Here is a 24,751-nt window from a genome sequence, read left to right as displayed (position 1 = left end):
AAGATGTTAGTTATTTTTTTTACACAGAGAGAATTTTGTGAGTTACTGCATCAATCCCTGGTGCGAACAGCGCCAAAATCTTGACCATGTAGAGCGTTGTCAAACCTGTGGGAATAGGCTGCTGGTTAATGAGCGGTATCGACTAGTTCGAGCACTGCACAAACCACGCCAAGAAAACTATACTGAAATCTTTGAGGTAGATGATGGAGGAACACCAAGAGTTCTAAAGGTTCTTAAAGAAGATGGACCTAGGTGGGTGGAAATGCTGGAACGTGAAGCCACCGTTTTAAGTAATTTGCAGCACTCAGGAATTCCTAGAGTTGAGCCAGATGGATACTTTACTTTAACCTTATCGCTCCCCAACAAACGCAAGATATTGCACTGCTTGGTTATGGAGAAAATAGAGGGGCAAAACTTGGAGCAGTGGTTACAGCAAAATCAATCCCTTACTCAAAACTTAGCATTGGTCTGGTTACAACAACTTGTAGAGATTCTGGATGTGTTGCATGAAAACAGGTTTTTTCATCGGGATATCAAGCCATCAAATATCATGCTCAAACCCGATGGTCAACTCGTGTTAATTGATTTTGGTGCTGTTAAATATGCTACAACGACTTATCTCTTAAGTATAGCCAAGGGTATCGAAGGTACGAGGGTGCTGTCATATGGCTATACGCCTTTAGAACAAATCCAAGGAAAAGCTGTCATACAATCTGATTTTTTTGCGCTAGGGAGGACATTTGTTCACTTACTAACAGGTAAGCCTCCGAGTTCATTTTTAGAAGACGTCACAACAGGCCAGTTGATTTGGCGAGATTTTGTTCCATATATTTCTGAGCTATTGGCAGATTTAATTGATAATCTGATGGCTCCGTCTCCAAAACATAGACCGCAGAGTACGCAGGTGATTTTGCAAAGACTGAAGAAGATTAGTTATGAAACTGACGAATTGATGCAAGCTGTGGAGTCATCAATTCGTTCAAGTTTATCACAACTGCCCCAACCACTAAAGTTTTTAGCGGAACAAATTCTTAAAAATAAACTTCAGCTATTGACAAAACAAAGTAGGATTCCCAAAATAGCTCTTTATGGACGTTCTGGCTCTGGCAAGTCATCTTTGATCAATGCTATTCTGGGACAGCGTGTTGCCGGGGTTGGATTAGCGAAAGCAACAACACCAGCCCGTCAAGCATACGATGAATATGAGCGGAATGGATGGAAAGCAAGATTTGTAGATTCACGCGGCGTAGGTGACTCACGAAATAATGCAGCTTTTCAACAAGCCATTAATGATATTGTTCAAAACAAAGTAGACATCTTGTTATTTGTCATTCCTGCTGATGAGCGAGCATATGTGGCTAACGATGTTGCTTTTCTGGGTGATTTGAAATTAGCACACCAACGAAAACATGGAGCAGAACTACCAGTCATTTTGGTTGTAAATAAGATTGACCGGATTCCACCCACTTCAGAATGGAATCCGCCCTATAACCTGAGTTTTGATTCTCAGACTAGTGATATAAAACCAAAAACAGCAAGACAGCAAGCAAAAGAAGCTAATATCCGTGATTGCGTTAAGGAGAGAATTGCTGAGTATAAAAGTCTAAGTTCAATTTATGTTCCAGTTTGTACTTTGTGGGATGAGTATGACGATAACCGACATAACATAGAAGAACTTGCATTACAGATATACAGATCTATTCCTGATGAAGCTGCAAGACAGGGTTTTGGAAGAGCAACCGCAGTCACCACACTCAAGAAAGCTGTAGCTAAGTACTATACATATGTCGCAGCGTGTTTAGCATTTCTTGCTGGTTGGATTCTTTTTGGTGGTTCAAAACGAGTGTTGTTCATCCAAAATCGCTTGGTCAATATGATTGCCCAAATTGCTACTAACGCAGACCAAAGCAGTGAAGCCGAAAAATTTTTGAAACAATTGGGCGTTGAACAAACTGATACAAAGTCAGCTCTGTCCATAACATTTGCAATTGGTGAAGCGACGATTCGTTACTTTATCGAACAAGACACCACTATCGAACAAGCCCAGCAGACTTTTGCCGAGGAAAAAAAGCGTCGGGAACCAGAATTTAAAGAAGCATTGAAGGGAGGACCGAACAAGGTAGTAGACAAACTACAAGAAATAGATCGAGAACTACACGATCGCTATGGCTTACCACGTATGTATGACGATGATAAGGAAGATATATGAAATTGATATCTAAGTTAAAGCTCAAAAAATTAAAGCGAAAGTGCCAGAAAAGCCGATTATTACTGACTTGGCAAGTCAGCTTAGTTTTGGCAGCGATAATTCTACTGATTTGGAGTTACACCGCAGTAGCCCAAAATGCCACAGCCACACCAACAAACTCTCAAAACTTGCAAGAGACTGTAGACGAATTGCAAAAAACTGTAAACACTATGTGGGTAGTGTTCACTGGCTGTGTAGTGTTTTTTATGAATGCTGGCTTTGCAATGCTGGAAACTGGCTTATGTCGCCACAAAAATGCTGTAAATGTCTTAGCTCAAAACTTCATTGTATTTGCTCTAGCTACAGTAGCTTTTTGGGGAATTGGCTGTGCTCTTATGTTTGGCGACGACACAAATCTGTTCTTTGGAACAAATGGTTGGTTTTTTAACGGTACAAACCCACAGATGTTTAAGTCCCTCAAATCAAATGTACCTCAGGAAGCGCTATTTTTTTTTCAACTTGTCTTTGCAGACACCGCCGCAACTATTTTTACTGGAGCCGTTGCTGAACGTATTAAGTTCATTGCATTTTTTATCTTTAGCTTTTTACTCATTGGTATTTCCTACCCTATCACTGGTCACTGGATTTGGGGAGGTGGTTGGTTATCCGATTTAGGCTTTTATGATTTTGCTGGTTCAACTGTAGTTCATTCTGTTGGGGGCTGGGCTGGCTTAGTGGGAGCTTTGCTGTTGGGACCACGTCTCCACAAACTTGCATCAGAAGGTAGATTAATTAACCGCTATCAAGACAACAGTGGACCGATTGCTATGCCCGGTCATAACATGAGCATTGCTACTTTAGGAAGTTTAATTCTTTGGTTGGGCTGGTTTGGCTTTAATGCAGGCTCAACACTGAAAGCCGATCCCAATGCCATCAGTCACATTCTTTTCACAACTAACATGGCAGCAGCAGGAGGTGGTATTGCAGCAACCATTATTTCTTGGTGGCGCTTTGGTAAGCCAGAACTGACTATGATCCTCAATGGTGTTTTGGCAGGTTTAGTATCGATTACAGCGTCTTCTGCCTTTGTAAACTTTAGAAGCGCCTTTTTAATCGGTATAATTGCAGGAATCCTTGTTTTCTTCTCGGTGCTTTTTATAGATAAAAACTTAAAAATCGACGATCCAGTCGGTGCTATCTCTGTCCATCTTGTCAACGGTATCTGGGGAACACTAGCTGTAGGATTGTTTAGTGTTGGACCTGGTGCTTACCCTTGGTATGGTAAGGAACTATTTCTATCAACAGGTTTACCACCAGGTCCAGCAAAGGGCTTGTTAGTTGGTGGTGGTCTAGATAGTCTGAACCAATTGTTGATTCAGCTATTTGGTATTTTCTCTGTAGGTCTATTCACAGTCGTGTTTAGCTGGCTTGTTTGGTCAGCAATTAAAGTTACAGTGGGTTTGCGAGTTTCACCCGAAGCAGAAATGAATGGTTTAGATTTTAGCGAGCATGACATGGATGCTTATCACGGGTTTGACAGGAAAAAAGTGTAGCGAAATAATCTTTCTCCCAATGTTTGGTATATCTTGGGCATTTTTCCACAGTGTACCTTTACTATTTACGCAGGTACTTGGCTTCCTCTATACATCTGAGGATGGGGACGGTGATTATCATTGCTAGTAGATTTCGTATCGGAAAACTCTTGGTTAATTGGTACAGGGGGTTGCAATTCTTTATGATTTGAGTCTATGTTATCTTCATCATCCTCAAGCGCAATTTTCAGCTTTTCCACAGTTCGATTGATGTCTACAACCAGCATCCCTTCTGGAACCTTACTGGCTTTTACCAGCAACAAAACATCAGAGCTACAGGTGGTTAAAATTACATAACCATCCGCACTTTTAACATCAATCTGCTCGACCACCTCCCATCCCAATTCTTTACGAGTGCGCTCAGTCAAATAAATCATCATGCTAGCCATAGTCAGTGTAGCGTTCTCATCCATGCCAATTGATGCGATCGGTTGACCTTGGACATTTACCACCGCTACACCCTGAAAACCTATGGTATTGCTCGCAAATTTCTGTAAAATTCCTTGGATTGTGTCTATCTTCATGATTTGCCATGTGCCTTCTACGGTAGAGAAAGCTTTTCCTCAATAATAACCTAGTAATTCTACAAAGTTCGATTACGACTGCTTTAGACGACAAATAATGCTCTGTAATTATTCTCTATGAGAATGCAATCGTGTTGAGGACTGCGATCGCTTGCCTCCATGTCACTCAATTTCTTGCCACAGACGAGCATCTACAAATTGAGACAGATGATTTACGTTAGTTGTAGCAATTACTACTATATCATCATTTGCTTCTATCAGTTTGGCTTGCGCCGCTAGAATGACATCACCATCTAATGCCTTCGGATCTGCTGTAGGAATTCCCCGGCGTCTTGCTTCAGCCCAAAATTGAGCAGCTTGAAGCATTGTTGCTGTATTTATTTGCACGTATTCAAGTCGCATTTTAAATTCATTAAGCCTTTTGATTCCAGCAAGCTTATTCGCTCTTAGTAATTCACGCCTCACTTCATAATCTACTATTTCAGGCATAATTAACCTATAGCCTTTAGACTATAAGGATTCTACCCAAGCTCCGCATTCTATTGTTAGCTCTGATGGCTTGGGATTAGTTAACATCCCTAACGTTCCAGAATCTAATACAACTATCATTTTTGTGGAAAAAGTGGTCGATTTGAAAGACGGTCTTCATCTAATGCTTTTTGCAGATACTCAAAAGTCTCTCGCTGCTCTTCTTCATCTCCTTCTTCTACCCACTTGCGATGCCATTCAATTAAAGCTTGATTAATCTGGAGTTGTTCTTCTTTAGTTCTTTTAGGTAGTACATAAGCAGGTTGATAGACCAAAGCTTCCTCCCTCTGCTTCCCATTATCTTCAATTAATTTGGCTATTTCCTGTAACAAGCTAGCTTTCATGGCACTTAGCCGTTCGTTGATCGTTGAAGTCACCAAGGCTTTTAGTTCTTCCACTGTCAAATCTGATATTCGTTGCTCTGTCATTTAATAAGTCCTTTTTTGTACTCATTCTCCCGGATTTTATAGCAATCCTAATTGAATTGTGAGAAAACAAGTAATCTTATTGTCCAAATTTAATGTAAAATTGAATTTAGTCATAGCGATTAGAAATCATGGCTACACAAATGAAACTTGACGGTTGCAGGTCATTTTAAGAAAGCTTATGTACCTGACTTTGTTTGTGTGGTTGCCAATTATACTTATCAAGAGTGCTTGTAAGTTTTTAAGAAATGACTTAAGATGCACAAGCAAGAATTTCAGGGATAGCAGCTTCTAGTTACTTACGATCAAAACTAGCAATTGTTTGTTGTTTGGCTAGATACTCAACTCGTTTTACCCATTTCACTCAATTTCTTGCCATATACGAGCACTTACAAATTGAGATAAGTGTTTGACATTTGTTGTAGCAATGATTACTAGATCGTCAATTGCTTCTATGAGTTTAGCTTGTGCTGCCAAAATGACATCACCGTCTAATGCCTTTGGATCTGCTGTAGGAATTCCCCGGCGTCTTGCTTCAGCCCAAAACTCAGCTGCTTGAAGCATCGTTGCTGTATCTATCGACAAATATTTAAGTTGCATTTTCAAATCATTCAGCCTCTTGATACCAGACAGCTTATTAACTCGTATTAACTCCCGACGAACTTCATAGTCAGCTATCTCTGGTACAATAATTTCATAACCCTTTGACTGTAAAGACAATAACCAACTCTGACACTCCAAGTTGAGAGAAGAAGCTTTAGGGTTTGTTAAAATTCCTAGCGGCCCGGAATCTAATACAACTATCATGTTTGTGGGAACAGGGGTCGATTGGAAAGGCGGTCTTCATCTAAAACCTGTTGTAGATATTCAAAAGTTTCTCTTTGTTCCTCTTCATCATACTCTTCGTCCCACCTGCGAAACATTTCTTGCAAATCTTTTAATTTCTGTTGTCTTTGAACCTCAGTAAGTTTAGGCAGTATATATGAGTTACTTTGCCCATTGATAGCTGCTAAGCTTTTCACCTTGCTCTCCATTAGATCGGATATTTCCTGTAACAAGCTAGTTTTCATGGCACTTAGCCGTTCGTTAATGGTTGAAGTTACCAAGGCTTTTAGCTCGTCAGCTGTCAAATCTGATATTCGTTGCTCTGTCATTTCATAAACCCTTTTTTTACTTATTTTAGCCGATCATCTACATAAATAGATCTAAAGCCTACCACATAAAGCTTCTACTTCTGAGAATTTCTGTATATCAAAAATACTGAGCCAATTGGGCCTAAGTTCTCCACATATATTTTGTTGTTGTAGTATAAACCTGGAGACATACCACCGTCAAATAACATTCCTTCTTGAATTTTCCCCAAGCAATTATTTTGAGCAATTCCCCCTAGCACATCGTCAAACATATCTGGTAGAAGTTCTTGATTGCTCTGGGATAACTCAATGTCTGAATTGGCTTTTGCATCATTCACTAACAAAATTACATAACCGCGATCGCTAACAGCTACCATAGAGCGATTTGTAGCTTGTTTGCAAGCCAGTTCTCCCAAATCTTTACAGATATCTTTAAATTTACCGTTCCGATAAAATCTACCATTACCTCCTACCAAGTTGTAATTCAGAATATTATTCGTTCTCCTTCCTACGGCGATCGTAGCCTGACGTTGACTTGGGTTCCCTCCTGAAATTCCAAAGGAAGAACGTTTGTTTTTAAACGCTCCTGAATACTCAACTCCACGAGAAATATTTAAACCTTGAGGTTTATCATCAGTATCTATGTAGTCAGCATTAATTGCTGCAATTGGTTTTTGTCCATTTAACTTTGAGTTTTCATCAGCAATGATTTCACGAAAAACTTTTGGTACGTAGTCTCGACTTATATTGCCTTTACTATCTCTTGCATATAGTTTATTAGATAGACCGACATTGACTTTAAAATCTAGCTCTTTGGCTTGAGGATTAAAAATAATAACATGATTTATTCCTTTCTCATATTTCTTGCCTTGATTATTCGTTTTGAAAAAACTTATACTAAAACTTTTATCCTGACCGATACAGGTTGTTGCTGCTCTTGAGGAAGATTGATTTAAAATTTTACAGCCGTACAAAATAATAATCAGTACGGAAAATATCAAGATTTTTTGGAGTTTTTTGGTATATGACATCATAAAATAAACACTATTTCAACTCACAGTGTTGTTAAAATCAATTCTGCTTTTTCTAAATACAGTGAGAGGTTGTTTGAAAAGCGCTCGGCTGTAATTTTCACACATTATTACCCCCCTTAATCCCCCCTTATAAAGGGGGGAAATAAGAAAAATCCGGTTCCCTCCCCAATCCATCGAAGAGGGTTAGGGTGGGGTAAAAAATATTTGATACATCAATCATGACTTTTCAAAAATCCCCTGAAAGAATTGTCTTTTCGACTGCTTCACCCGTGATAGTTTGTAAAAAACTCTTTACATCATTATCTTTCTTTTGAGGTTTTAGCTCGCTCACTCCTTCTAATTCAAAGCTTTGAATCGCTGTTTTATAAGTTTCTTCAGATTCGTAGTGCTCCTCAAAATATTCATTATCTTTATAACCATATAGAATTAAATTTGAATCAATTTTCTTTAAAAAAGGCTGAGGCACATGAATTTTTTTTAAACTTTCAAAGTACCCTTCCATAAAACCATAAAAATAGTTGAGAAAATAATTAATTTCTTTTCGGGAGAACTCTAATTCCAATGGCTCGTGTAGTACATTTTTATCATAGCTATCTACATCAGTCTCTAATACTTTATAGAACATGAAGGTAATTGAACCGCGATGGTCATAGATTGATAGTACATAAAAAAATTTCCCTTGTTTTTTTTCCAAGACTAGTAAAATAGGAAAAAAGAACGAACCTTTCCAATCATCAATGAAATCACTACTATCTCCAAACAACCATGTTAGTGTTATAAATAATTTTGCTAAATTAAATCGATCCTCGCAATAGCGTTCTGAATAATGAATGTTCCAGTAAAAGTCGTAATCTTCTTTAATAGGAAGGCTACTTTGTCTGAGCGTTCTGTACTCAAAATCATCTAATCTCCAAAGCTGATACTTGATATTATTTTTCTCAAATTCAACTTTGCGGCGTTCTTTCATTTGTTTAATGACTTCCGGCATATACTTACTGTAATAAATTAAAATTATCAGATTAGAGGTCTTGAGCTTATCTGTCAAGTATAGTAGGAGTGATTTATCCTGTAGCTTGCTAGAACACCTTGCAGATCGCATTAATATAATTAAAGTATTTCACAGTAAAACTTATTAGGATGTTAAAAGGAGGCGGAGCCTCATCTGAAGGCATTCCCAGGCGGAGCCTGGGAACGAGGTGGTGAGGTGGGGGTAAATTATAAAAACTCCGCCACAGCACATTTGTAGCGGAGAGTAAATTTTTCAAAAGATTTTGGTCAATCCAAAATCCAAAATCCAAAATCCAAAATTAAGAGAGCCATTCTAAAACAGCTTCTTCCTTAGTATTGGTATTGCGAGATGGAGTTTCACGATTAAACTTCATGTGAATTGAGCGTGTTTGCTCGCCATCAGCAGCGACAGCCATGATTGGATAGTCAATCAAACCATCTTGGAAGGACATCTGGAAGCGGAAGGTACCATCTGGATTCAGTTTAATTGGACGACCGCCAATGGTTACAGTAGCATCGGGTTCGGTTGCACCGTAAACAATCAACTCAGCATCAGCAATTAACCAGAATTTGCGTGGGCGCATGGGTACATCGCCAGAGAAGCCAGCACCAGATGCAAACATACCGATACCGGATTCTGTCAAGCCAGACACAGTGGGAACTGCCCACATACCGACGCCAGATGGGAAGACGTAGGAACTGATGGCTTGCTGTGGAACCATAGATCCGGGAACGTGCTGCATGGAACCAAACACAGAACCTGCAACCCGTAAAGCTTCGGCGGACTCTGCCAAGCCAAAGATTTGGTCGTAAATTGCGTTGCCATTGGTGGTGGTACCAGCCGCAGCAACTTTCTTGGCAGGAGGAACGAGTTCGTAGAAGGTTTTGCCGCGCAAATCTTCCTCAAAATTGACACTGATGAAGACATCTTCAATCCAGTCAGAAGGATAGACAGGAGGAACGTGGACAGGTGCAGAACGAGCTAGGACTAACCAACGACCATCAGCACAACGATAACCGATGTCAATCACGTAGTCGCGATCGCTAACTGGAACGGGAAGATACCATTCCCTTGCCAGTTCATCACAAGGATATTCTTGGATGCTGTGAGGGCTTTGATAATCCAAGCTGATATCGGTAACATCGTAGATTCGGAGAGCTAATTGTTGTCCGCCTTGGCGACGCAATTCTTCCTTATGATCGTTAGGAACATCCCAGTAAGTGTAAGCCCACTGCGGATCGCGAGGCATGAGGACAATACGACTTTCTCCATAACCTAAAGGCAGATCTGCGAGTCCTTCATCAACATCAGAAAGAGTTCCACCAGTACGATCTACCTGACCTAACTCAAATTTAGCTGCTTCCACGGTTTCCTGTGCCTCCAGTGAACGAGATTGGCTGAGAGAAACTTTACTGCGCTGGACTTCTTGAATAGCTGCCAGCAATTGCGATTTCCGCATTCTGCTATATCGAGAGATGGCATACTCGCTGGCTACTCTGCGTAGCTGCCGCAACGTCATCTCTTCTAGCGGTGGGCGTTCTTTTGCCATGATTTTGGCCTCCAGTTTTGAAAGGTTCTTAATATCCCCTGGTTAATACTGCGGCTATATCGTGCCATCAAAACCCAGACGAAATTTTTAATTCCTGACTCCTGGTTTTGCCGAGTTTTCTAACTTTACTTAGTGTTTTTTTAAATTGCAGGTCAAAAATTCTTCCTAGATAATCCACATTCGGTATGTGGACAGGAAAGCACGACGGAGAAGATTTATGCTTCTTTTCCCTAGTGTTGAGACTATTGCTTCTTCTTTTTTATAGAATTAAATGCGATATGCCAAAACTCTAGGGCGTGACTTCCCACTCTAACGCTGGTCTAAACCTGAATTAATAGCCTAAGCCTACAAACTTAAAATGCATAGATACGCTACAGTATATTTCTATACTTTCCAAAGACGCTCTTGCAAAAAGATAAGCTTGCCAGATTCAGAATTTTACCTAGCCCCCGACCTTAGTCGTGAGTTTCTCGACCAGGGTCTAAAGACTCCTCTTCTATTCCCTACTGTGCCAAAACTGACACATTTTTCTTTGGGAGTAGAGGAACCTTTGTTAAATGAATATTAACCAATAACCCCCAGTTGGGATCAAGGGGGTAGGTAATACTCTTTTACCTTTTCTACGGATTTATTACCTATTTGGGGATCGTTATGTCAAATTTCTATGACATTTAGGCGATTGGGGAGCATTTTTGGTATCAGATAGCTAGTTTTATGTCATTAATTCATGACATTTATCAAAAGTACTGCGATCTTCCTTTGAAAAATCAGGGGGGATCTCAATTTTGTCAAGATCCCAATACCGCTCGATAAAGTCTACCCAAAATTCCCCATTAATTGACATTGCTACCCATAAGTAGCTAGGCATAAATAAACCGAACTATATTACAAAATGTAAATAGAGCTAAAATCCTTACCAATGACGAATGACGAATGACTAAAGACGATCTTCACTAGTTAACTTTTATTGTGCTGACTTACTTAGCTATTTTCCATGTAAAGGTTTGTAAAAAATAAATGGAGCAAGCGATCGCAGTAGCTAATACCATCTTGGATTTAAAATTTTGGTTTTTGGATTGAGAAAGCTTTGCTTGAATTAAAAATATGATTGCGTTAACCAGCTAGGTCAACCTAATTATCAATCCAATTTTCCAAAAAAGGGCTAACTTTCACAAGTAACGCTCTTAAGTTTTTATGGTCAACTAATTTGTCATGATGCAAACGACCAAGAATAATCCCTGGATTTCTACGATGAGTACAAGCAAATTCTTCAATCGCTTGACGGGAGAAGTATTTTTTAAACCTGGAAACAAAAACCTGAAAAGCTTGAGGTTCTATCAACCAATTAGCAGCTTCTTTATCGGCTTCTTTCTCTTTGTCATTGTTTTCCAAACTATCTAAATTATCTAAATAAATCCCTTGATGCTCTAAAACAATATGAGCTAATTCATGCATAAGAGTAAACCAAAATGAGTCAATACGGTCATATCTCAATGTCAAGGCAATAATTGGTTTATCATTCAAGTAATGAGCCGCACCATCAAGATAAGTTTTTTTTAGATGAGGCACAATTACAAAATGTACCCCTAAATCTGCTAGTAATTTAGGAATTTTTACAATACTTTCTACTTGTTCAGTACAAGCAAGAATTTCAGGAATAGTAGCTTCTAGTTGCTTGCGGTCAAAACTAGCAATTGTTTGTTGTTTAGCTAGATACTCAACTCGTTTTACCCAAGCTATCTGAGAGATTTCTTCTGGTTCTCTATATTCGGAACAGCGAAAGTTAACGGCTAATTGAGGTATTTCATCTAAGGATGAGATGCCAAGATAATTGCAGACTTCTTGTTCTAATTCATCTATAGAATCTGTTGCCTGAATCCATTTATTTTTGACGAGTTCGGAGATAGGGGCTATTGTATACAATCGACTTTTACGAGCTATATCTTGCTCCTTTTTTTCTTTTCCCGCTAAATGAAGGCGATATTTTGCCTCAAGGTTTGTCCAGAACTCAGGAGAAGTCCCCAAAGCCTGAGAGAGTTCGATGGCTGTTTCTGGTGTAATTTGCTTACTTCCCCGGATAATTTCGTTGATGGTTTGAACTGGACGGCTCATAATTTCTGCTAAATCTTTCTGTGTCCAGCCACGCGCTTCTAATTCTCTAGATAAAATTTTTCCTGGTGTTGGGACTCTCGCTGGTGTTAGCTTCTGGCTCATATTGCTGTCTCTCCTACTGCTCTGGTTTAGTGGTATCAATTATCGTGAGGTATTTTCCCTGTTCATCCTCATCCAGTGTTACGATTAGACGCCACTGGTCATTTAAACGTAAGGAACGTTGTCCTTGTTTTCCTCGTTTTCCTTTGAGTTTCTCAAATCTCAACCCTTTTAGAGCATATAATTCTCGCTCATCTACTGCAGCATCAATAATTGCCATGACTTCAAAAAAGTCATCAACCACACCTGGGTACTTGTGAGCATCTTTTTCTTCTGTGTAAAGTGCTTCGATTTTCTTTTTTTTGAAGTAACAACGCAAAGCTCCCCCTAATGTAAATGCAGCAGATTGTGCATTATACTATGGCTTAATTCGGCTTTGGGGTGAATCGCTGATATCTTATATTTTACATCTAAATGTGACAAGAGTTGTAATCTGTTTGTAAAAATTGTCAGATTATCTTGAAAGTTAGTGCAAACCCAATCCCGTCAAGAATTTCGTCATTATCCTCTATCCCCGTACTTTGCTTGAATATCTGAGCGATCGCAATAATAAGTAAGCACTCACATTTTGATTCACCTTGATACTATGAATCTCACGAACTTGCCTGAAGTGATGTCGTTACACTAGATCGGGTGCGGTACAAGAAACTCGTCATGCTTACCAGCACTGATGAGGGAGCGATTTGGCAATGGGGATTCATGGAGCGCATATCAACATCTCTTAATGCTACAAATAGGTATGAAACAGGCGAGCGTTCAGACTTTGACCATTGCAGACCTTTGGAGCAATGCATCCATTTCATGGAATAGGTAATGTAAACTTGATAGTGGCTGAATAGTCATGATGTAACATCAGTAATTTTGTAGGATGGCGGTAAAACGTGTTGGTATAATCGGTGGCGGGCAATTGGCATGGATGATGGGAAGTGCCGCAAAAGTGTTAGGAGTGGATTTAGTCATTCAGACTCCTGGCACAAACGATCCTGCAGTGTCCATAGCTCAAGAGATTATTTTTGCTCCAGTTGATGATGCTAACGCTACAGCAAAACTCGCTCAAAGGTGTGATGTCATTACTTTTGAAAATGAGTTTGTGAATCTAGATGCTTTATCAAAGCTAGCTCAGCAAGGAGTTTGTTTTCGCCCCAGATTGGAGGCGTTAAGCCCTCTTTTGGATAAATACCACCAACGCTGCTATCTACGCGACTTAGGTTTACCCGTTCCAAAGTTTGTCGATATTTCCCAAGGGGAGAAAGGTGCAGAGGTAATCTCCGCTTCAGGGCTAGGTTTTCCAGTTGTTTTGAAAGCTCGCCGTCACGGGTATGATGGTCAGGGAACTTTCATTGTCAAAGAACAATCTCATCTAGACCACAAACTAGATTCAGATTCAAAAAAGATTTCGGGTTTTTTATTGGAAGAATACGTTCCTTTTGAACGAGAACTAGCAGTCATCGCCGCACGTTCTATCAATGGAGAGGTTGTGACTTATCCTGTTGTGGAAACCCAACAAGAAGAACAGGTTTGTCGTCGAGTCATTGCACCTGCTGAAATTCCAGAACACGTTGCTTTGAAAATAGAAAATATTACCCGTACTTTACTTAACAGCTTGCAAGTAGTAGGAATTTTTGGAATTGAATTATTTCTTACGAGGGATGACAAAGTACTAGTTAATGAATTAGCTCCTCGTACCCATAATTCCGGGCATTTTTCTCTGGATGCTTGTAAAACCTCTCAGTTCGAGCAGCATTTAAGAGCAGTTTGTGGTTTACCTCTAGGCAATACGGCAATGATTTGTCCGAGTGCTGTTATGGTTAATCTCTTGGGATATGAAAATTCTCAGAGCGACTATACAGACAAAAGGCAGCAAATAGAGCAAATTCCTCAAGCATACGTTCACTGGTATGGTAAGAAAGAATCTCGTCCGGGACGCAAACTCGGACACGTCACCGTTTTGCTAGATTCGCCAAATTGCGATCGTACAATGGCGATCGCCCGTAATATAGAATCCATTTGGTATTCCAACTAAGAAGGCTCAGAAATTTTCCACAGAAGAATACACAATATTTTTTTAAAAGCTATAATGGTTTTGTTGCACTGCGACGTTGGTGAATGCCATAAAGTTTTTTGATCTATGCCTTAAAAAATAAGGGAATCAAGAAATCGTCGTGGCAGTAGACCGGGCGAAGTACCCGGAAACTTTAAACGAACGGACTCGATGCCCACCTGGTTTATCCAGGTCATAAACTTAGGTAAAACGGCGTTGCGGTGACACAAAATTACAAGCTCCTAAAGTCACATGAGACTTAGGAGCTTTTAATTATATAAGTGTTAGTGGTTAGTGGTTGGTGGTTAGTAGGGGCGAAATCAATACTGCTCGGATAAGGAAATTGTAGGTTGGGTAGAGCACGAGCGTTACCCAACAAATGCTGATAAATGTTGGGTTTCGTTCCTCAAACGCCAGTAAAGGTGCGGAGGGAAACCCTCCTATGGCGCATTCGCGCCACGCACACGGTTCAGGGCTGGTTCCCCAACCTACGTAATTTCGTATTTTTATGCAAAACCTACGTAGTATTGGGGGCGAAATGCCTTGCGCCCGTACATAATGGCTAGTTGCTAGTAAAATAAATTACCGACCAACAACCAACAACCAACAACCAACGACTAACCACCAACAACTTTGTTAAAATCGCAAGAACTGGGTTAAATTAAGGTTAAAGCTGTAAGAAATTGTTAAAAATTATAGACACCGTGTTTTCAGCTTCAGTCTTGAAACTAGAAAATGGTTTAACTTTGATTCATCAAGAAATTCCTACTACCCCTGTAGTAGTGGCAGATATTTGGGTACGTGCTGGTGCTAACGTTGAGCCAGAACCATTATTTGGTATGGCTCACTTTTTGGAACACATGATTTTTAAGGGAACCGCTACGCTACCCCCAGGAGTATTCGACCAGAAAATTGAAAACCAAGGTGGGGTGACTAATGCAGCAACAAGTCATGATTACGCTCATTACTCCCTCACCACAGCGTCTACGTACCTCAAAGAGACATTACCTTATTTAGGAGAGTTGCTGCTGAATGCAGCAATACCAGAGGATGAATTTGTTCGCGAACGGGATGTTGTTTTTGAAGAAATCCGTCAATCTTACGACGATCCCGATTGGATAGGGTTCCAGTCTCTCATTTCAAGCATATACCAAAAACATCCTTACGGACGTTCAGTATTGGGCGGCAAGGAAGAATTAATGCAAACCTCACCAGAGATTGTGCGCTGTTTTCACCGCAATCACTACCAACCAGAAAATATGACGGTGGTTATTGTGGGAGGAATAGCTACCGAACAAGCCATAGAAATAGTTAACGATACTTTTTCTGATTTTGCCGATCGCTGTTGTGAGTGTCCCGAAAGCCCAAAAGAAGTTGTAGAACCAATCATAGCTGGAATTCGCCGTGAAGAATTGCATCTGCCACGATTAGAGCAAGCACGATTATTAATGGGGTGGACGGGACCTGGAGTCGAGCGGCTCCGAACCTCCTATGGTTTAGATTTACTCTCAGTACTCTTAGCAGAAGGTAGAACTTCACGACTTGTTCGCGACTTGCGGGAAGAGCAGCAGTTGGTACAAGGTATTTGCAGTCAATTTTCTTTACAAAGGGATGCCAGTTTATTCACTATTACGGCTTGGTTGGAGCCAGAAAATTTAGAAAGAGTGGAATCCTTAATTCGCTTGCACTTAAACGATCTTCAAACAAGCGGAATGAGCGAGCAAGAACTCATCCGAGGTCAGAGGTTGTTGTGTAACGACTATGCTTTTTCTACAGAAGCCCCCAATCAACTAGCTGGGCTTTATGGTTATTATAACACCATCGCCCAAGCTGAATTAGCTGTGAGGTATCCCCAACAGATAAAATCCTATAGCACCCAAGAACTGCAAAAATTAGCACGAGAATATCTTTCTCCTAACCATTACGCAGTTACTGTGCTGAAACCTTGTTAGTCATTGGTCATTAGTCATTGGTCATTGGTTATTAGTCATTGGTCATTAGTCATTGGTCATTAGTAAAGACAAATGACAAACGACAAACGACAAATGACAAATGACAAATGACAAACGATAAATGACAAACGACAAATGACAAAGGACAAATACTAAATGACAACTTCGCTGCAAAAAACGTCTATCCATCGCACTGTGTTACGTAATGGCATTGTGGTTTTGGTAGCAGAAAATCCAGTTGCAGATATTGTAGCAGCACGGATTTTTATTCGTGCTGGTAGTTGCTACGAAACAAAAGAGCAAGCAGGATTGACGCATCTGCTTGCTTCTGTTCTGACTAAAGGATGTGATGGACTCTCCAGTTTGGAAATCGCAGAAAAAGTAGAATCTGTAGGAGCAAACTTGAGTGCAGATACTACTGCTGATTACTTTCTGGTATCTTTAAAAACAGTTACATCAGATTTTGCAGAGATTTTGGCATTAGCAGGACAAATTCTTCGCCAACCGACATTTCCAGAAATGGAAGTGGAACTAGAACGGCGTATTGCTTTACAGGATATTCGTTCGCAACAAGAGCAGCCATTTACAATTGCTTTCGATCGGTTGAGAAGTGTGATGTACGCAGAGCATCCTTATGCGAGATCGGCATTGGGAGATGAAACAACTATGAGCCGCTTGACTCGTAGGGATTTAGAACAGTACTATCAAACTCATTTTCGTCCAGATAACATCGTAATTAGCATTGCTGGGCATATCAATGCAAGTGACGCAGTGGCTCTTGTAGAAAAAGTTTTTGGGGATTGGCTGGTTCCCACTCACCAGCCACTACCAGTGCTTCATTTACCACAACTTGAAGTGACGCCCCAGATTACAATTACACCCCAGCAAACACAACAATCGATTGTGATGTTGGGTTACTTGGGACCATCGGTTAGTTCTATGGACTATGCAGTCTTGAAATTGCTGTGTACTTACTTGGGAAATGGTCTTTCCAGTCGCTTGTTTGTTGAATTGCGAGAAAAGCGAGGTTTAGCTTACGAGGTGTCAGCGTTTTACCCTACCAGGATTTTTCCTGCATCATTTGTAGCGTACATGGGAACGGCACCAGAAAACACGACAATAGCCCTAACTGGTTTGCGAAAAGAAGTTGATTTACTTTCTACAGATCGGTTAGAGGAAGAATCACTTCAGTCAGCTAAGAACAAGATACTGGGACAGTACGCGTTGGGTAAACAAACTAACGCCCAAATTGCTCAAATTTACGGATGGTATGAAATTTTAGGGCTGGGAGTGGATTTCGACTGGGAATTTCAGCAAGCAATTGCGTCTGTCTGTGCTCTAGATGCGATGGAAACGGCTCGTCGATATTTACGGGAACCTTTTGTATCTCTTGTCGGTCAAGAAGAAGCGGTTTATCGTGCAATTGCGTAGGGCTTTGTAGATTCCCAATCTAAAAATCTAAAATGGTATAAAATGACTTAATCAGTTGCATTATACGTGTGTAACCAATGAGATATCCCAGGGGCAATGTTCATGAAAAACGGCATCAAGATAAGTATCTTAACCGACTTAGGATTCCCCAGTCTTCTCGTGAATGGTTGTAGAACCCAGCAAAAGCAAAGGTCAAAACCTGGATGGGGGATAGAAATACTTCTGGGTCTTTCTGCACCCCTACTCTTTGGTTTTTCTCCGACAGTATCATTTGCTTCCCAAACACAAACAATTGCTCAAGCATCACCAAGAGTGGGAGTGAACCGTCCCAACCTCAAAGTTGGTAGCCAAGGAGACCCTGTTTCAGAATTGCAAGCAGCTTTAAAACTTTTGGGCTTTTATGCGGGTACGGTAGATGGGGTTTATAACGAAAGTACTGCGATCGCTGTTTCTCGATTTCAGGAAGCTGCAGGCTTAAGTCCAAATGGTGTTGTTGATACCAACACTTGGCAAAGACTTTTTCCCAGTGATGCGAGAGCCTTTGCTCCTGTGTCTTCTAATTCCGATAACTTCCCAGTTCCGGCCCAAGCTTCAAGAGATAATAACGGTGAAGTTGTTGTTCCCAGTAGCGAGCCAAGAGCAATACCCACCACGAATCGCACTGAGAATTTAAAACCCGAACCAAGAGCGACAACCACTACCAATACAGCTAGGAATTTAAAACCCGAACCAAGACCAGCAGGAACACGAGTCGCTACGAGTAGTTCCAACAAACCCACTCAAAAACAGACACCATCAACTCGATCTAACACATCGAACACGTCTCGACAAGCAACTCGAAGCCAACAATCCGCCCGTGCGCGCTCGTCGGCTCGACAAACAACTCGAACTCAACAAACTACTGGTTCTGGCTCATCTAGAAGAACTCAGCAAATTGCTTCTTTTCAGTACACTTCAGACGGAATGCCAATTTTACGTCCGGGTATGCGCGGTTCTGAAGTCGCTCGGTTGCAACGACGACTGCAAAGACTTGGTTACCTTGAAGAAAGTGCTATTGATGGTGACTTTGGTCCTGCAACAGAGGCAGCAGTTATCTCTGTACAAAAACGCTACGGTATAGAAGCTGATGGTATTGTTGGAGGAGGAACTTGGGAAATTCTCAATCGACGACGCAGACAATAACAGCATTGGGCATGGGGCATTGGGTATGGGGCATTGGCGATCGGGCAAAAGGCATTGAGTATTAGTTAACACCTTCTGCTCTTCACTCCCTCACTCCCCTACTCCTACCCCCTACCCTAACCCCTTTCAGTTACATGAATTACCTATGGAGCTAGCTTACACCCAAGTACTACGAATTTTGAACAGCATGTTGCAAAACTTCTCCATAGGGCAGGTTGGGTCGTGGAACCTGCCAAAAAAAACCAAACAGTTTATGATTTAATTGTCAAGAAAGGAAATTTAGTTGTTGCTGTACAAGTAAAATGGTTGAGAAATCATGTAGCAGCACCACAGCTATTAAAATTTTCGGAATTCCTGGATTCTAACGAAGGCAAAAAGTTTAATTTTGGTTTGTTTATCACCACAAAAGGTTACAGCAGTCCTGCAATGGCATTAATTAGATCCTGGGGCAAGGATAGTAAAATCCGTTGTGGCGTTGCTCGGGAAACTAGAATTGTTGGCATTGATGGAATTGTACCAGAGAAGGAAGATGATGAGGAAGAAGGCGATGGTCAACCGAGTAAAGTTTACTTTGGTATCTTTACTTGTAAGGGTGGGGTTGGTAAGACCACTATAGCAGGGCATTTAGCAGGAGCCTTTGCTCTACAAGGGTTTAATGTTGCGCTTGTTGATTTAGATCCAGAACAAAATTTGCAAAAATTAGTGGGTGATGGAGTTTTTGTTCCGAATCCAAGAGGGTTTGGGAATACAATCGAAGTCTTTGATGCCAGAGATTGGCATGAAGATGCTGCCCGTGATAGCAGAATAGTTATTTGTGATTGCTCTCCTGCATTGGAACGAAATCCCAAGGAGTTAGTGGAAAAGTTTCACTATTGCATTATTCCAACTACCTTAAATCCACTTGGCTTAAATAAGCATGGTAAAGTTATTCGGGATACTGTTGTAGAAATACGTCAAATTAACAAAAAAGGGCATTTATTTGTAGTTGTTAATAACTTTAGAAAACCAACATCGAAGCAACTTAATCTTTTAAAAGACGTTTATTTTAATTCTTATAAAGAAATTAGCCAAACGGATGATAAGTTTCACTGTATAGATCCAGAAGATGCTTGTATCCGCGCTAGCGACCAACTCTACTACTGGGGAATACATATTCTTGAACATCCGGATAGCCCTTCTAGCCGATTGGCATTTGACTTAATTGGAGGCAAATCTTATCCGCGTGATGATTTTATCAACTTAGCAGATTACATTGAAAGAAAAGCTGGCATCGGATTTCTTCGGAATAAAACTAGTCCATAAAGACAGAAGGCAAAAGGCAGCTATGTGCAAACGCTGATTCCTGAAGCTTTGAGCTCAAAGAATCATGATGTGCTTATTTCCGCTACGCCGTACTAGATGATACTTTTTATACAAGATTACAAGCATGAGGTAGGGTTTTGACTTATCTCGCGTATATCTCAAAAATCAAATAGGAAACCTATTTACTGATTCACTGTTAGGCAGTACACTTACCCTAAAAGATTTTGAGTCAATATTTGACTTAAGTCTGTTAGGTCTCAATCTTAAATAGAAATTCAAGACACAGGCATTAGTATCAAGCCTGAATTTTTGCCATACGTCTTCGATTACTTCAGCCAAGGTGATGATAGTATCACAACAAGAACCTTTGGGGGTATGGGGCTAGAACTGGCGGTCGTATGCCACATTGTTGAAATGCTTGGGAGAACCATCAAAGCAGAAAGCTTAGGAGAGCTACAGGGAGCAACTTTTACTGTGATGCTTCCTTGTTATGCCGCCTCCAATTTCAATGAAATCAGTGGGGAGCGTTTATGCAAGACGTACTGGCTCTGCAAGGTATCCAGGTGCTTGTTGTGGATGATGATGCAGACAATTTGGAGTTGATTACTTTTATTCTGGAACAAGCTGGTGCTGTTGTAACTTCTGTGTCTTCTGCTGAAGAAGCACTGCAGTTGCTCTATCAAACTTATCCCAATATCCTAATTGCTGATGTTGGAATGCCTCGAATGGACGGATATACTTTATTACGTCAGGTAAGAGCATTGCCACCAGAACAAGGAGGACAAGTTCCGGCGATCGCACTGACGGCTTACGCAGGGGAGATCGATCGCCAGAAGGCATTGGCTGCAGGATTTCAATTGCATATCCCCAAACCAATTGACCCAGAAATATTAGTGGATGCGATCGTTCAAGTCATTAAAAACCAGTGACCTATCACCGATCGCTGGTCACTGTATTTTTGATTGTGCCAAATGAACAATCGGTCGCTAAGATGGTATCTGACCGATTCGCTCAACGCTTGCTATATAATAAAAATGTCAGGAGAATTATAATGACACAAGCAAAATATGGTGATACTGTAGTGGTTCACTACGAGGGCAAATTATCTGATGGTACAATCTTTGATACTTCTAGCAATAGTGACCCTTTACAGTTCACAATCGGTGATGGAGAAATCATTCCTGGATTTGAAGAAGCAGTTGTTGGCATGAGTGTAGGCGAAACAAGAACTGCAGAAATTTCTTCCGATCAAGCTTACGGTCCGCATCAACCAGAATTAGTCGTCAAGGTCGATCGCAATCAGTTACCTCCAGACTTCGACCTCGAAGTAGGTCAGCAGTTGCAAATTCAGCAAGCCCCCGGACAATTTATTCCTGCGATCGTTACCGATCTCTCAAACGAAGACGTAACATTAGACGCCAATCATCCATTAGCTGGAAAAGACCTAGTCTTTGATATTCAGCTTGTAGGTATTGCTGCATAACGAGATTAGGTGTAATAGTGGATTGGCTCCCTCACGTCGTTCCCAGCCTGAGGCTGGGAATGCCTTTTTAGAGGCTCCGCCTCCTGTGTGCCAAAAAGTAAAATTGGCAACTCGATCGCTGATGACTAGAAAAAAGCAGATGCACCCCGAACATAGATTCTGCTAAGGACATACTTATAATTCCCAAAAATGGCTGAAAAATTTATGTGTGACGACTTACTCAGATAAAGTATTCTCTACATCTGTCTTGGGCTGCGATCGCTACAAATACCATTTCTGTCGCAAGCAGGGTTAATCTCAGGTGGTGAATTCATTAAATATTGTAAAGAAGGCGATACTAAATCACCTGAAAAACACTGAGACGAACTCATTTAGTAGAGCAATTGGAGATTACTATGACTTTCACCGCCGATCCAAAAACCAAGCAGCTTGTAGAGCAGTTTCGCAGCTTTGACGCAGATACTCAGCTAGCTCTCCTATGGTTTGGCTACTTGGATATCAAAGATAAATTAACACCAGCAAACCAGACTTCTGCACAAGATACCGCTGCTGCTTTCTACGATACCATCCGTGCGCTGCCTAAAGAACAGCAACTTCAAGCACAGAGAGATATCGTTGCAGGAGCTAACAGCGATATCAGCCGTTCTTACACAGCTTTAAGCTCTAGCGCTAAGTTAGATTTGTGGCTCAGATTGGGAAGAGCTATGGAAGACGGTACTGTGATTCAAGTACCTTCAGATTATAAACTACCCTCCAACACCCAAGATTTCACAAACAATATCCAAGGTTTGGATTTTGAACAGCGCATTGATTTTACTCGCAGCGTCGTATTCGAGTATGGTGCTAAGCAGTAACTAGTGCGATGGGCAGTCACCTCGTTCCCAGCCTCAGGCTGGGAATGCCTTACCCGGAGGCTCTGCCTCCTGTATAGCTCGGCAGAGCCTCACACTACTAGCCGCACGAGCGGTTGTGAAAAACCCAGTTTTTTGAAAAAACTGGGTTTTTCAAGTTAATTTATTGACTTTGTAGAGCCTCCCATTCCGGGCGCAAAATACCAAAATGAATCACATCAAAACGTTGAGCCTCACGCTGAATCGCGTTGCGCTGTCTACCTTCTTGGCAAAACCCCACCTTTTCGTGAGCTTTAACAGAACGGACGTTATAGCTAATTGTACTCGAGCTAACTCGGTAAAGGTTTAACTCACGGAAAGCATACCCAAGAATAAGCTTGAGAGCATCAGTACCGTAACCTTTCCCCCAGTAGGTTGAATCACCAATAGCAATACCCAATGAACCAACTCCGTGCGTCCACTGTACCTGAAATAAACCAACACCTCCAATTAAAGTATCATCAGCCAAAGTTCGCAGGCGGAAGTGAAAGCTATTGGGTGAGTTAAGAATACTTGCTTCAAACTGCGTCCAGTCTTCAGGAGTTATTGGTCTTGCTGGATCGTTATCTGCAAATCGCAAGTACTCATCGTTTTCAGACCATTTCGCAAAATGTACGTTGTCATCAGGTTTGGGTGCAGCAAGGCGAACCAACTGACCTGTGAAAAGTGGCTTAAATTCCATTGAAAATTCCTTTGTTGATATGTCATTAAGAATGAAATGCAAACTATGCTCGTACAAGAAGTGCAGTACGAACCCATAGCGAACTAGGTTGATGGAAGTCTATCAGCCTAAAACCAGGCTTTTACTCAATGACAGGCAACAAAGGCAAATCCTTGGAGAATTAGATTTATTACATACATTACATTATAGTAGCTCGATCTGTTTTTGACTAGAGCGTGTTTCAAAAGTTGTGCGAAATGGTGTAATAATAGATTCATCTTTTGATTTATCTAACACCGCGAAAACAACTTTTTCAAAGAAGCCATTAAGGTGGGTGTTTTCTACCAAATGATGATAAAAATATTCAGCAACATCTTGAGGGTTATTTTTAAAGACACCACATCCCCATGCTCCCAATACAAGCACCTTATAATCATGAATTGCAGCAACTGACAACAATTTTTCTGTCCGCGCAAGCATTGTGCTTTCAATAGAATTTATCTCAGAGCGTTTTCCTTTTTGTCTAACTGCTCCTGCATTGACTGCTGGTACAGTTAGAATTGATACGAGAAAGAGTTGATTTAATAACTCGTCATTATCATCTCTAATAACTGGTACTCCTGGTGAATAAATCATGTCATCTGTATAGAGAGATGAACCCAAATTTCTGTTAGTATCGTACATCTGAGTCATTTGAGCAATACAAGGATAAAGCCCGGTAGCCCTAGCTAAGCTTTCCTCCTGCGCTTGACTACCATTGAGAAATCCACCCCCCGGATTTTTGGCTGAAGCAAAATTTAAGCACAATACTTTTTCTATCCCTTCATCATTAACTAACCTACTGGCAGCATGAAGAGTTGTTTCATTACTGACTGTAAAACTGGTTTGATTAAAGAGCTTTTTTGTATTTAAGATATTGTCTCTTTGGGCAAATACATTCTTAAACATTCTTTCTGAGTAATGGATTGAGGCAGTTTTTGCAGCCAAACAAGCTTCTCGAATGTTAATATTTTCACCCAAGCGATTTTCATAAAATCCCTTTTTGATAATTTCCATTGTTTCTTGAGCTATAACAGCACGTTGTTCTCTACTAATCATATTTTTGTATTAATCTTTGAATTCTATAGCAATTCTATTTGATTTATAAACTACATATAGCTAGGGCTAAAGCTCACCACATATACCTTTTGGTAGTAGGTATTGCTCAACCTACTTTTTACATCATACCTTCTACAGAAAATTTATACTTTGTCTTTTGCTCAATCAGTGAAGATATTGCTAATTAATTAGTTGAGGTAATGAATAACTGATTTAGGCGTTTTAAAACCCTCAGAACATCCTATAATTCATTGTCAAGATTTCGGATTTCAAAAACTTTATTTGTTATATTTATTTCCATCAAGCCCCTTATTACTCATAACTAATAAAAGTGAGTTTTACATAGCGGTGTAATAAGCCAGGTACGGCTTGCGCCAAAGGCGATAAGTTGGGTACAGCTTGCGCTTCACGCTCACGATTGAATTTTCATCCAACAAATTCTCCCTTTGTCTGATTTTGATAAACCAATTCATATAAAGTTGATAAGAAAATAGAAATATGATACTTAGAATTATTAC

General features: G+C 40.6%; 25 protein-coding genes and 1 other RNA gene. 12 read left to right on the top strand and 14 right to left on the bottom strand.

Annotation, left to right across the window (positions count from 1 at the left end):
* The first annotated feature begins 37 nt into the window (after positions 1-37).
* Positions 38-2,209, top strand: coding sequence for a protein kinase (locus F7734_RS26475; protein WP_155747607.1), 2,172 nt, complete (start codon positions 38-40; stop codon positions 2,207-2,209).
* Positions 2,206-3,741 (top strand): ammonium transporter, encoded by a 1,536-nt coding sequence (locus F7734_RS26470; protein WP_155747606.1) that lies wholly within the window; start codon positions 2,206-2,208, stop codon positions 3,739-3,741. Before F7734_RS26475 ends, F7734_RS26470 begins: the two co-directional genes overlap by 4 nt.
* A 65-nt stretch (positions 3,742-3,806) precedes the next feature.
* Here F7734_RS26470 and F7734_RS26465 read toward each other — a convergent pair whose 3' ends face one another.
* The 11 genes from F7734_RS26465 to F7734_RS26415 all read right to left on the bottom strand — a co-directional run bounded on the left by F7734_RS26465 (position 3,807) and on the right by F7734_RS26415 (position 12,512).
* Positions 3,807-4,304: a roadblock/LC7 domain-containing protein gene (locus tag F7734_RS26465; RefSeq protein ID WP_155747605.1), complete on the bottom strand. Its 498-nt coding sequence runs from the start codon at positions 4,302-4,304 to the stop codon at positions 3,807-3,809.
* A 162-nt stretch (positions 4,305-4,466) separates the two neighbouring features.
* Positions 4,467-4,793 (bottom strand): nucleic acid-binding protein, encoded by a 327-nt coding sequence (locus tag F7734_RS26460; RefSeq protein ID WP_243147098.1) that lies wholly within the window; start codon positions 4,791-4,793, stop codon positions 4,467-4,469.
* A gap of 116 nt (positions 4,794-4,909) precedes the next feature.
* Positions 4,910-5,260 (bottom strand): hypothetical protein, encoded by a 351-nt coding sequence (locus F7734_RS26455; RefSeq protein ID WP_207714218.1) that lies wholly within the window; start codon positions 5,258-5,260, stop codon positions 4,910-4,912.
* A 357-nt stretch (positions 5,261-5,617) separates the two neighbouring features.
* Complete coding sequence (locus F7734_RS26450) at positions 5,618-6,064, bottom strand: nucleic acid-binding protein (RefSeq protein WP_155747604.1); 447 nt, start codon at positions 6,062-6,064, stop codon at positions 5,618-5,620.
* On the bottom strand, positions 6,061-6,411 hold the full coding sequence (locus F7734_RS26445; RefSeq protein WP_155747603.1) for a hypothetical protein: 351 nt from the start codon (positions 6,409-6,411) through the stop codon (positions 6,061-6,063). The genes F7734_RS26450 and F7734_RS26445 overlap by 4 nt, the downstream gene beginning before the upstream one ends.
* Before the next feature lie 74 nt (positions 6,412-6,485).
* Entirely contained in the window at positions 6,486-7,421 is a 936-nt protein-coding gene (locus tag F7734_RS26440; protein WP_155747632.1) for a phosphodiester glycosidase family protein, read from the bottom strand.
* Between the two features lie 229 nt (positions 7,422-7,650).
* The gene (locus F7734_RS26435) at positions 7,651-8,412 is read right to left on the bottom strand and encodes a hypothetical protein (protein WP_155747602.1); all 762 of its coding nucleotides are present in this window, start codon (positions 8,410-8,412) and stop codon (positions 7,651-7,653) included.
* Between the two features lie 319 nt (positions 8,413-8,731).
* Entirely contained in the window at positions 8,732-9,982 is a 1,251-nt protein-coding gene (locus F7734_RS26430) for a DUF4912 domain-containing protein (protein WP_155747601.1), read from the bottom strand.
* 712 nt (positions 9,983-10,694) lie between these two features.
* Positions 10,695-10,850 carry a hypothetical protein gene (locus F7734_RS26425; protein ID WP_155747600.1) on the bottom strand — a complete coding sequence of 52 codons (156 nt, stop codon included), beginning with the start codon at positions 10,848-10,850 and terminating at the stop codon, positions 10,695-10,697.
* A gap of 263 nt (positions 10,851-11,113) precedes the next feature.
* Positions 11,114-12,196, bottom strand: a complete 1,083-nt coding sequence (locus F7734_RS26420; RefSeq protein WP_155747599.1) for a HigA family addiction module antitoxin — start codon at positions 12,194-12,196, stop codon at positions 11,114-11,116.
* A gap of 13 nt (positions 12,197-12,209) precedes the next feature.
* Positions 12,210-12,512: a type II toxin-antitoxin system RelE/ParE family toxin gene (locus F7734_RS26415; protein ID WP_155747598.1), complete on the bottom strand. Its 303-nt coding sequence runs from the start codon at positions 12,510-12,512 to the stop codon at positions 12,210-12,212.
* Between the two features lie 549 nt (positions 12,513-13,061).
* Here F7734_RS26415 and F7734_RS26410 point away from each other — a divergent pair.
* From F7734_RS26410 to F7734_RS26370, 10 genes are all read left to right on the top strand, one after another.
* Positions 13,062-14,216 carry a 5-(carboxyamino)imidazole ribonucleotide synthase gene (locus F7734_RS26410; protein ID WP_155747597.1) on the top strand — a complete coding sequence of 385 codons (1,155 nt, stop codon included), beginning with the start codon at positions 13,062-13,064 and terminating at the stop codon, positions 14,214-14,216.
* A gap of 62 nt (positions 14,217-14,278) precedes the next feature.
* Positions 14,279-14,463: non-coding RNA, 6S RNA (gene ssrS, locus F7734_RS26405), on the top strand.
* Between the two features lie 475 nt (positions 14,464-14,938).
* Entirely contained in the window at positions 14,939-16,186 is a 1,248-nt protein-coding gene (locus tag F7734_RS26400; RefSeq protein ID WP_166482163.1) for a pitrilysin family protein, read from the top strand.
* Between the two features lie 156 nt (positions 16,187-16,342).
* Positions 16,343-17,617: a pitrilysin family protein gene (locus F7734_RS26395; RefSeq protein ID WP_155747595.1), complete on the top strand. Its 1,275-nt coding sequence runs from the start codon at positions 16,343-16,345 to the stop codon at positions 17,615-17,617.
* A gap of 102 nt (positions 17,618-17,719) precedes the next feature.
* Complete coding sequence (locus tag F7734_RS26390) at positions 17,720-18,799, top strand: peptidoglycan-binding domain-containing protein (protein WP_155747594.1); 1,080 nt, start codon at positions 17,720-17,722, stop codon at positions 18,797-18,799.
* A 138-nt stretch (positions 18,800-18,937) separates the two neighbouring features.
* Positions 18,938-20,101: an AAA family ATPase gene (locus F7734_RS26385; RefSeq protein WP_166482164.1), complete on the top strand. Its 1,164-nt coding sequence runs from the start codon at positions 18,938-18,940 to the stop codon at positions 20,099-20,101.
* Between the two features lie 309 nt (positions 20,102-20,410).
* Positions 20,411-20,704 carry a hypothetical protein gene (locus F7734_RS63890; RefSeq protein ID WP_243147097.1) on the top strand — a complete coding sequence of 98 codons (294 nt, stop codon included), beginning with the start codon at positions 20,411-20,413 and terminating at the stop codon, positions 20,702-20,704.
* Complete coding sequence (locus F7734_RS63885) at positions 20,632-21,030, top strand: response regulator (RefSeq protein WP_243147096.1); 399 nt, start codon at positions 20,632-20,634, stop codon at positions 21,028-21,030. The genes F7734_RS63890 and F7734_RS63885 overlap by 73 nt, the downstream gene beginning before the upstream one ends.
* A 122-nt stretch (positions 21,031-21,152) precedes the next feature.
* On the top strand, positions 21,153-21,584 hold the full coding sequence (locus F7734_RS26375) for a peptidylprolyl isomerase (protein ID WP_155747593.1): 432 nt from the start codon (positions 21,153-21,155) through the stop codon (positions 21,582-21,584).
* Positions 21,585-21,979: 395 nt separating this feature from the next.
* Positions 21,980-22,438, top strand: a complete 459-nt coding sequence (locus F7734_RS26370; protein ID WP_155747592.1) for an orange carotenoid protein N-terminal domain-containing protein — start codon at positions 21,980-21,982, stop codon at positions 22,436-22,438.
* Between the two features lie 160 nt (positions 22,439-22,598).
* Here the strand turns inward: F7734_RS26370 and F7734_RS26365 are convergent, their stop codons facing one another.
* The 3 genes from F7734_RS26365 to F7734_RS62235 form a co-directional block, all read right to left on the bottom strand.
* A complete protein-coding gene (locus F7734_RS26365) occupies positions 22,599-23,156 on the bottom strand; it encodes a GNAT family protein (protein WP_155747591.1) in 558 nt (185 codons plus the stop codon).
* 183 nt (positions 23,157-23,339) lie between these two features.
* A complete protein-coding gene (locus F7734_RS26360) occupies positions 23,340-24,233 on the bottom strand; it encodes a TIGR02452 family protein (protein WP_155747590.1) in 894 nt (297 codons plus the stop codon).
* Positions 24,234-24,571: 338 nt separating this feature from the next.
* A partial coding sequence (locus F7734_RS62235) for a hypothetical protein (RefSeq protein WP_207714217.1) occupies positions 24,572-24,751 on the bottom strand: 180 nt, incomplete at its 5' end.

This window comes from Scytonema sp. UIC 10036 (assembly GCF_009725235.1).
The sequence above is the reverse complement of the archived record's forward strand: the minus strand, read 5'-3'. Positions and strand labels throughout refer to the sequence as shown.

Coding starts and splice junctions, on each gene's coding strand:
- F7734_RS26395 (WP_155747595.1), top strand. CDS start 16,343: ATGACAACTTCGCTGCAAAAAACGTCTATCCATCGCACTGTGTTACGT.
- F7734_RS26460 (WP_243147098.1), bottom strand. CDS start 4,793: ATGCCTGAAATAGTAGATTATGAAGTGAGGCGTGAATTACTAAGAGCG.
- F7734_RS26435 (WP_155747602.1), bottom strand. CDS start 8,412: ATGCCGGAAGTCATTAAACAAATGAAAGAACGCCGCAAAGTTGAATTT.
- F7734_RS26360 (WP_155747590.1), bottom strand. CDS start 24,233: ATGATTAGTAGAGAACAACGTGCTGTTATAGCTCAAGAAACAATGGAA.
- F7734_RS26375 (WP_155747593.1), top strand. CDS start 21,153: ATGACACAAGCAAAATATGGTGATACTGTAGTGGTTCACTACGAGGGC.
- F7734_RS26425 (WP_155747600.1), bottom strand. CDS start 10,850: ATGCCTAGCTACTTATGGGTAGCAATGTCAATTAATGGGGAATTTTGG.
- F7734_RS26440 (WP_155747632.1), bottom strand. CDS start 7,421: ATGTCATATACCAAAAAACTCCAAAAAATCTTGATATTTTCCGTACTG.
- F7734_RS26390 (WP_155747594.1), top strand. CDS start 17,720: ATGAAAAACGGCATCAAGATAAGTATCTTAACCGACTTAGGATTCCCC.
- F7734_RS26470 (WP_155747606.1), top strand. CDS start 2,206: ATGAAATTGATATCTAAGTTAAAGCTCAAAAAATTAAAGCGAAAGTGC.
- F7734_RS26430 (WP_155747601.1), bottom strand. CDS start 9,982: ATGGCAAAAGAACGCCCACCGCTAGAAGAGATGACGTTGCGGCAGCTA.
- F7734_RS26420 (WP_155747599.1), bottom strand. CDS start 12,196: ATGAGCCAGAAGCTAACACCAGCGAGAGTCCCAACACCAGGAAAAATT.
- F7734_RS26450 (WP_155747604.1), bottom strand. CDS start 6,064: ATGATAGTTGTATTAGATTCCGGGCCGCTAGGAATTTTAACAAACCCT.
- F7734_RS26410 (WP_155747597.1), top strand. CDS start 13,062: ATGGCGGTAAAACGTGTTGGTATAATCGGTGGCGGGCAATTGGCATGG.
- F7734_RS26465 (WP_155747605.1), bottom strand. CDS start 4,304: ATGAAGATAGACACAATCCAAGGAATTTTACAGAAATTTGCGAGCAAT.
- F7734_RS26455 (WP_207714218.1), bottom strand. CDS start 5,260: ATGACAGAGCAACGAATATCAGATTTGACAGTGGAAGAACTAAAAGCC.
- F7734_RS26445 (WP_155747603.1), bottom strand. CDS start 6,411: ATGACAGAGCAACGAATATCAGATTTGACAGCTGACGAGCTAAAAGCC.
- F7734_RS26365 (WP_155747591.1), bottom strand. CDS start 23,156: ATGGAATTTAAGCCACTTTTCACAGGTCAGTTGGTTCGCCTTGCTGCA.
- F7734_RS63885 (WP_243147096.1), top strand. CDS start 20,632: ATGCAAGACGTACTGGCTCTGCAAGGTATCCAGGTGCTTGTTGTGGAT.
- F7734_RS26370 (WP_155747592.1), top strand. CDS start 21,980: ATGACTTTCACCGCCGATCCAAAAACCAAGCAGCTTGTAGAGCAGTTT.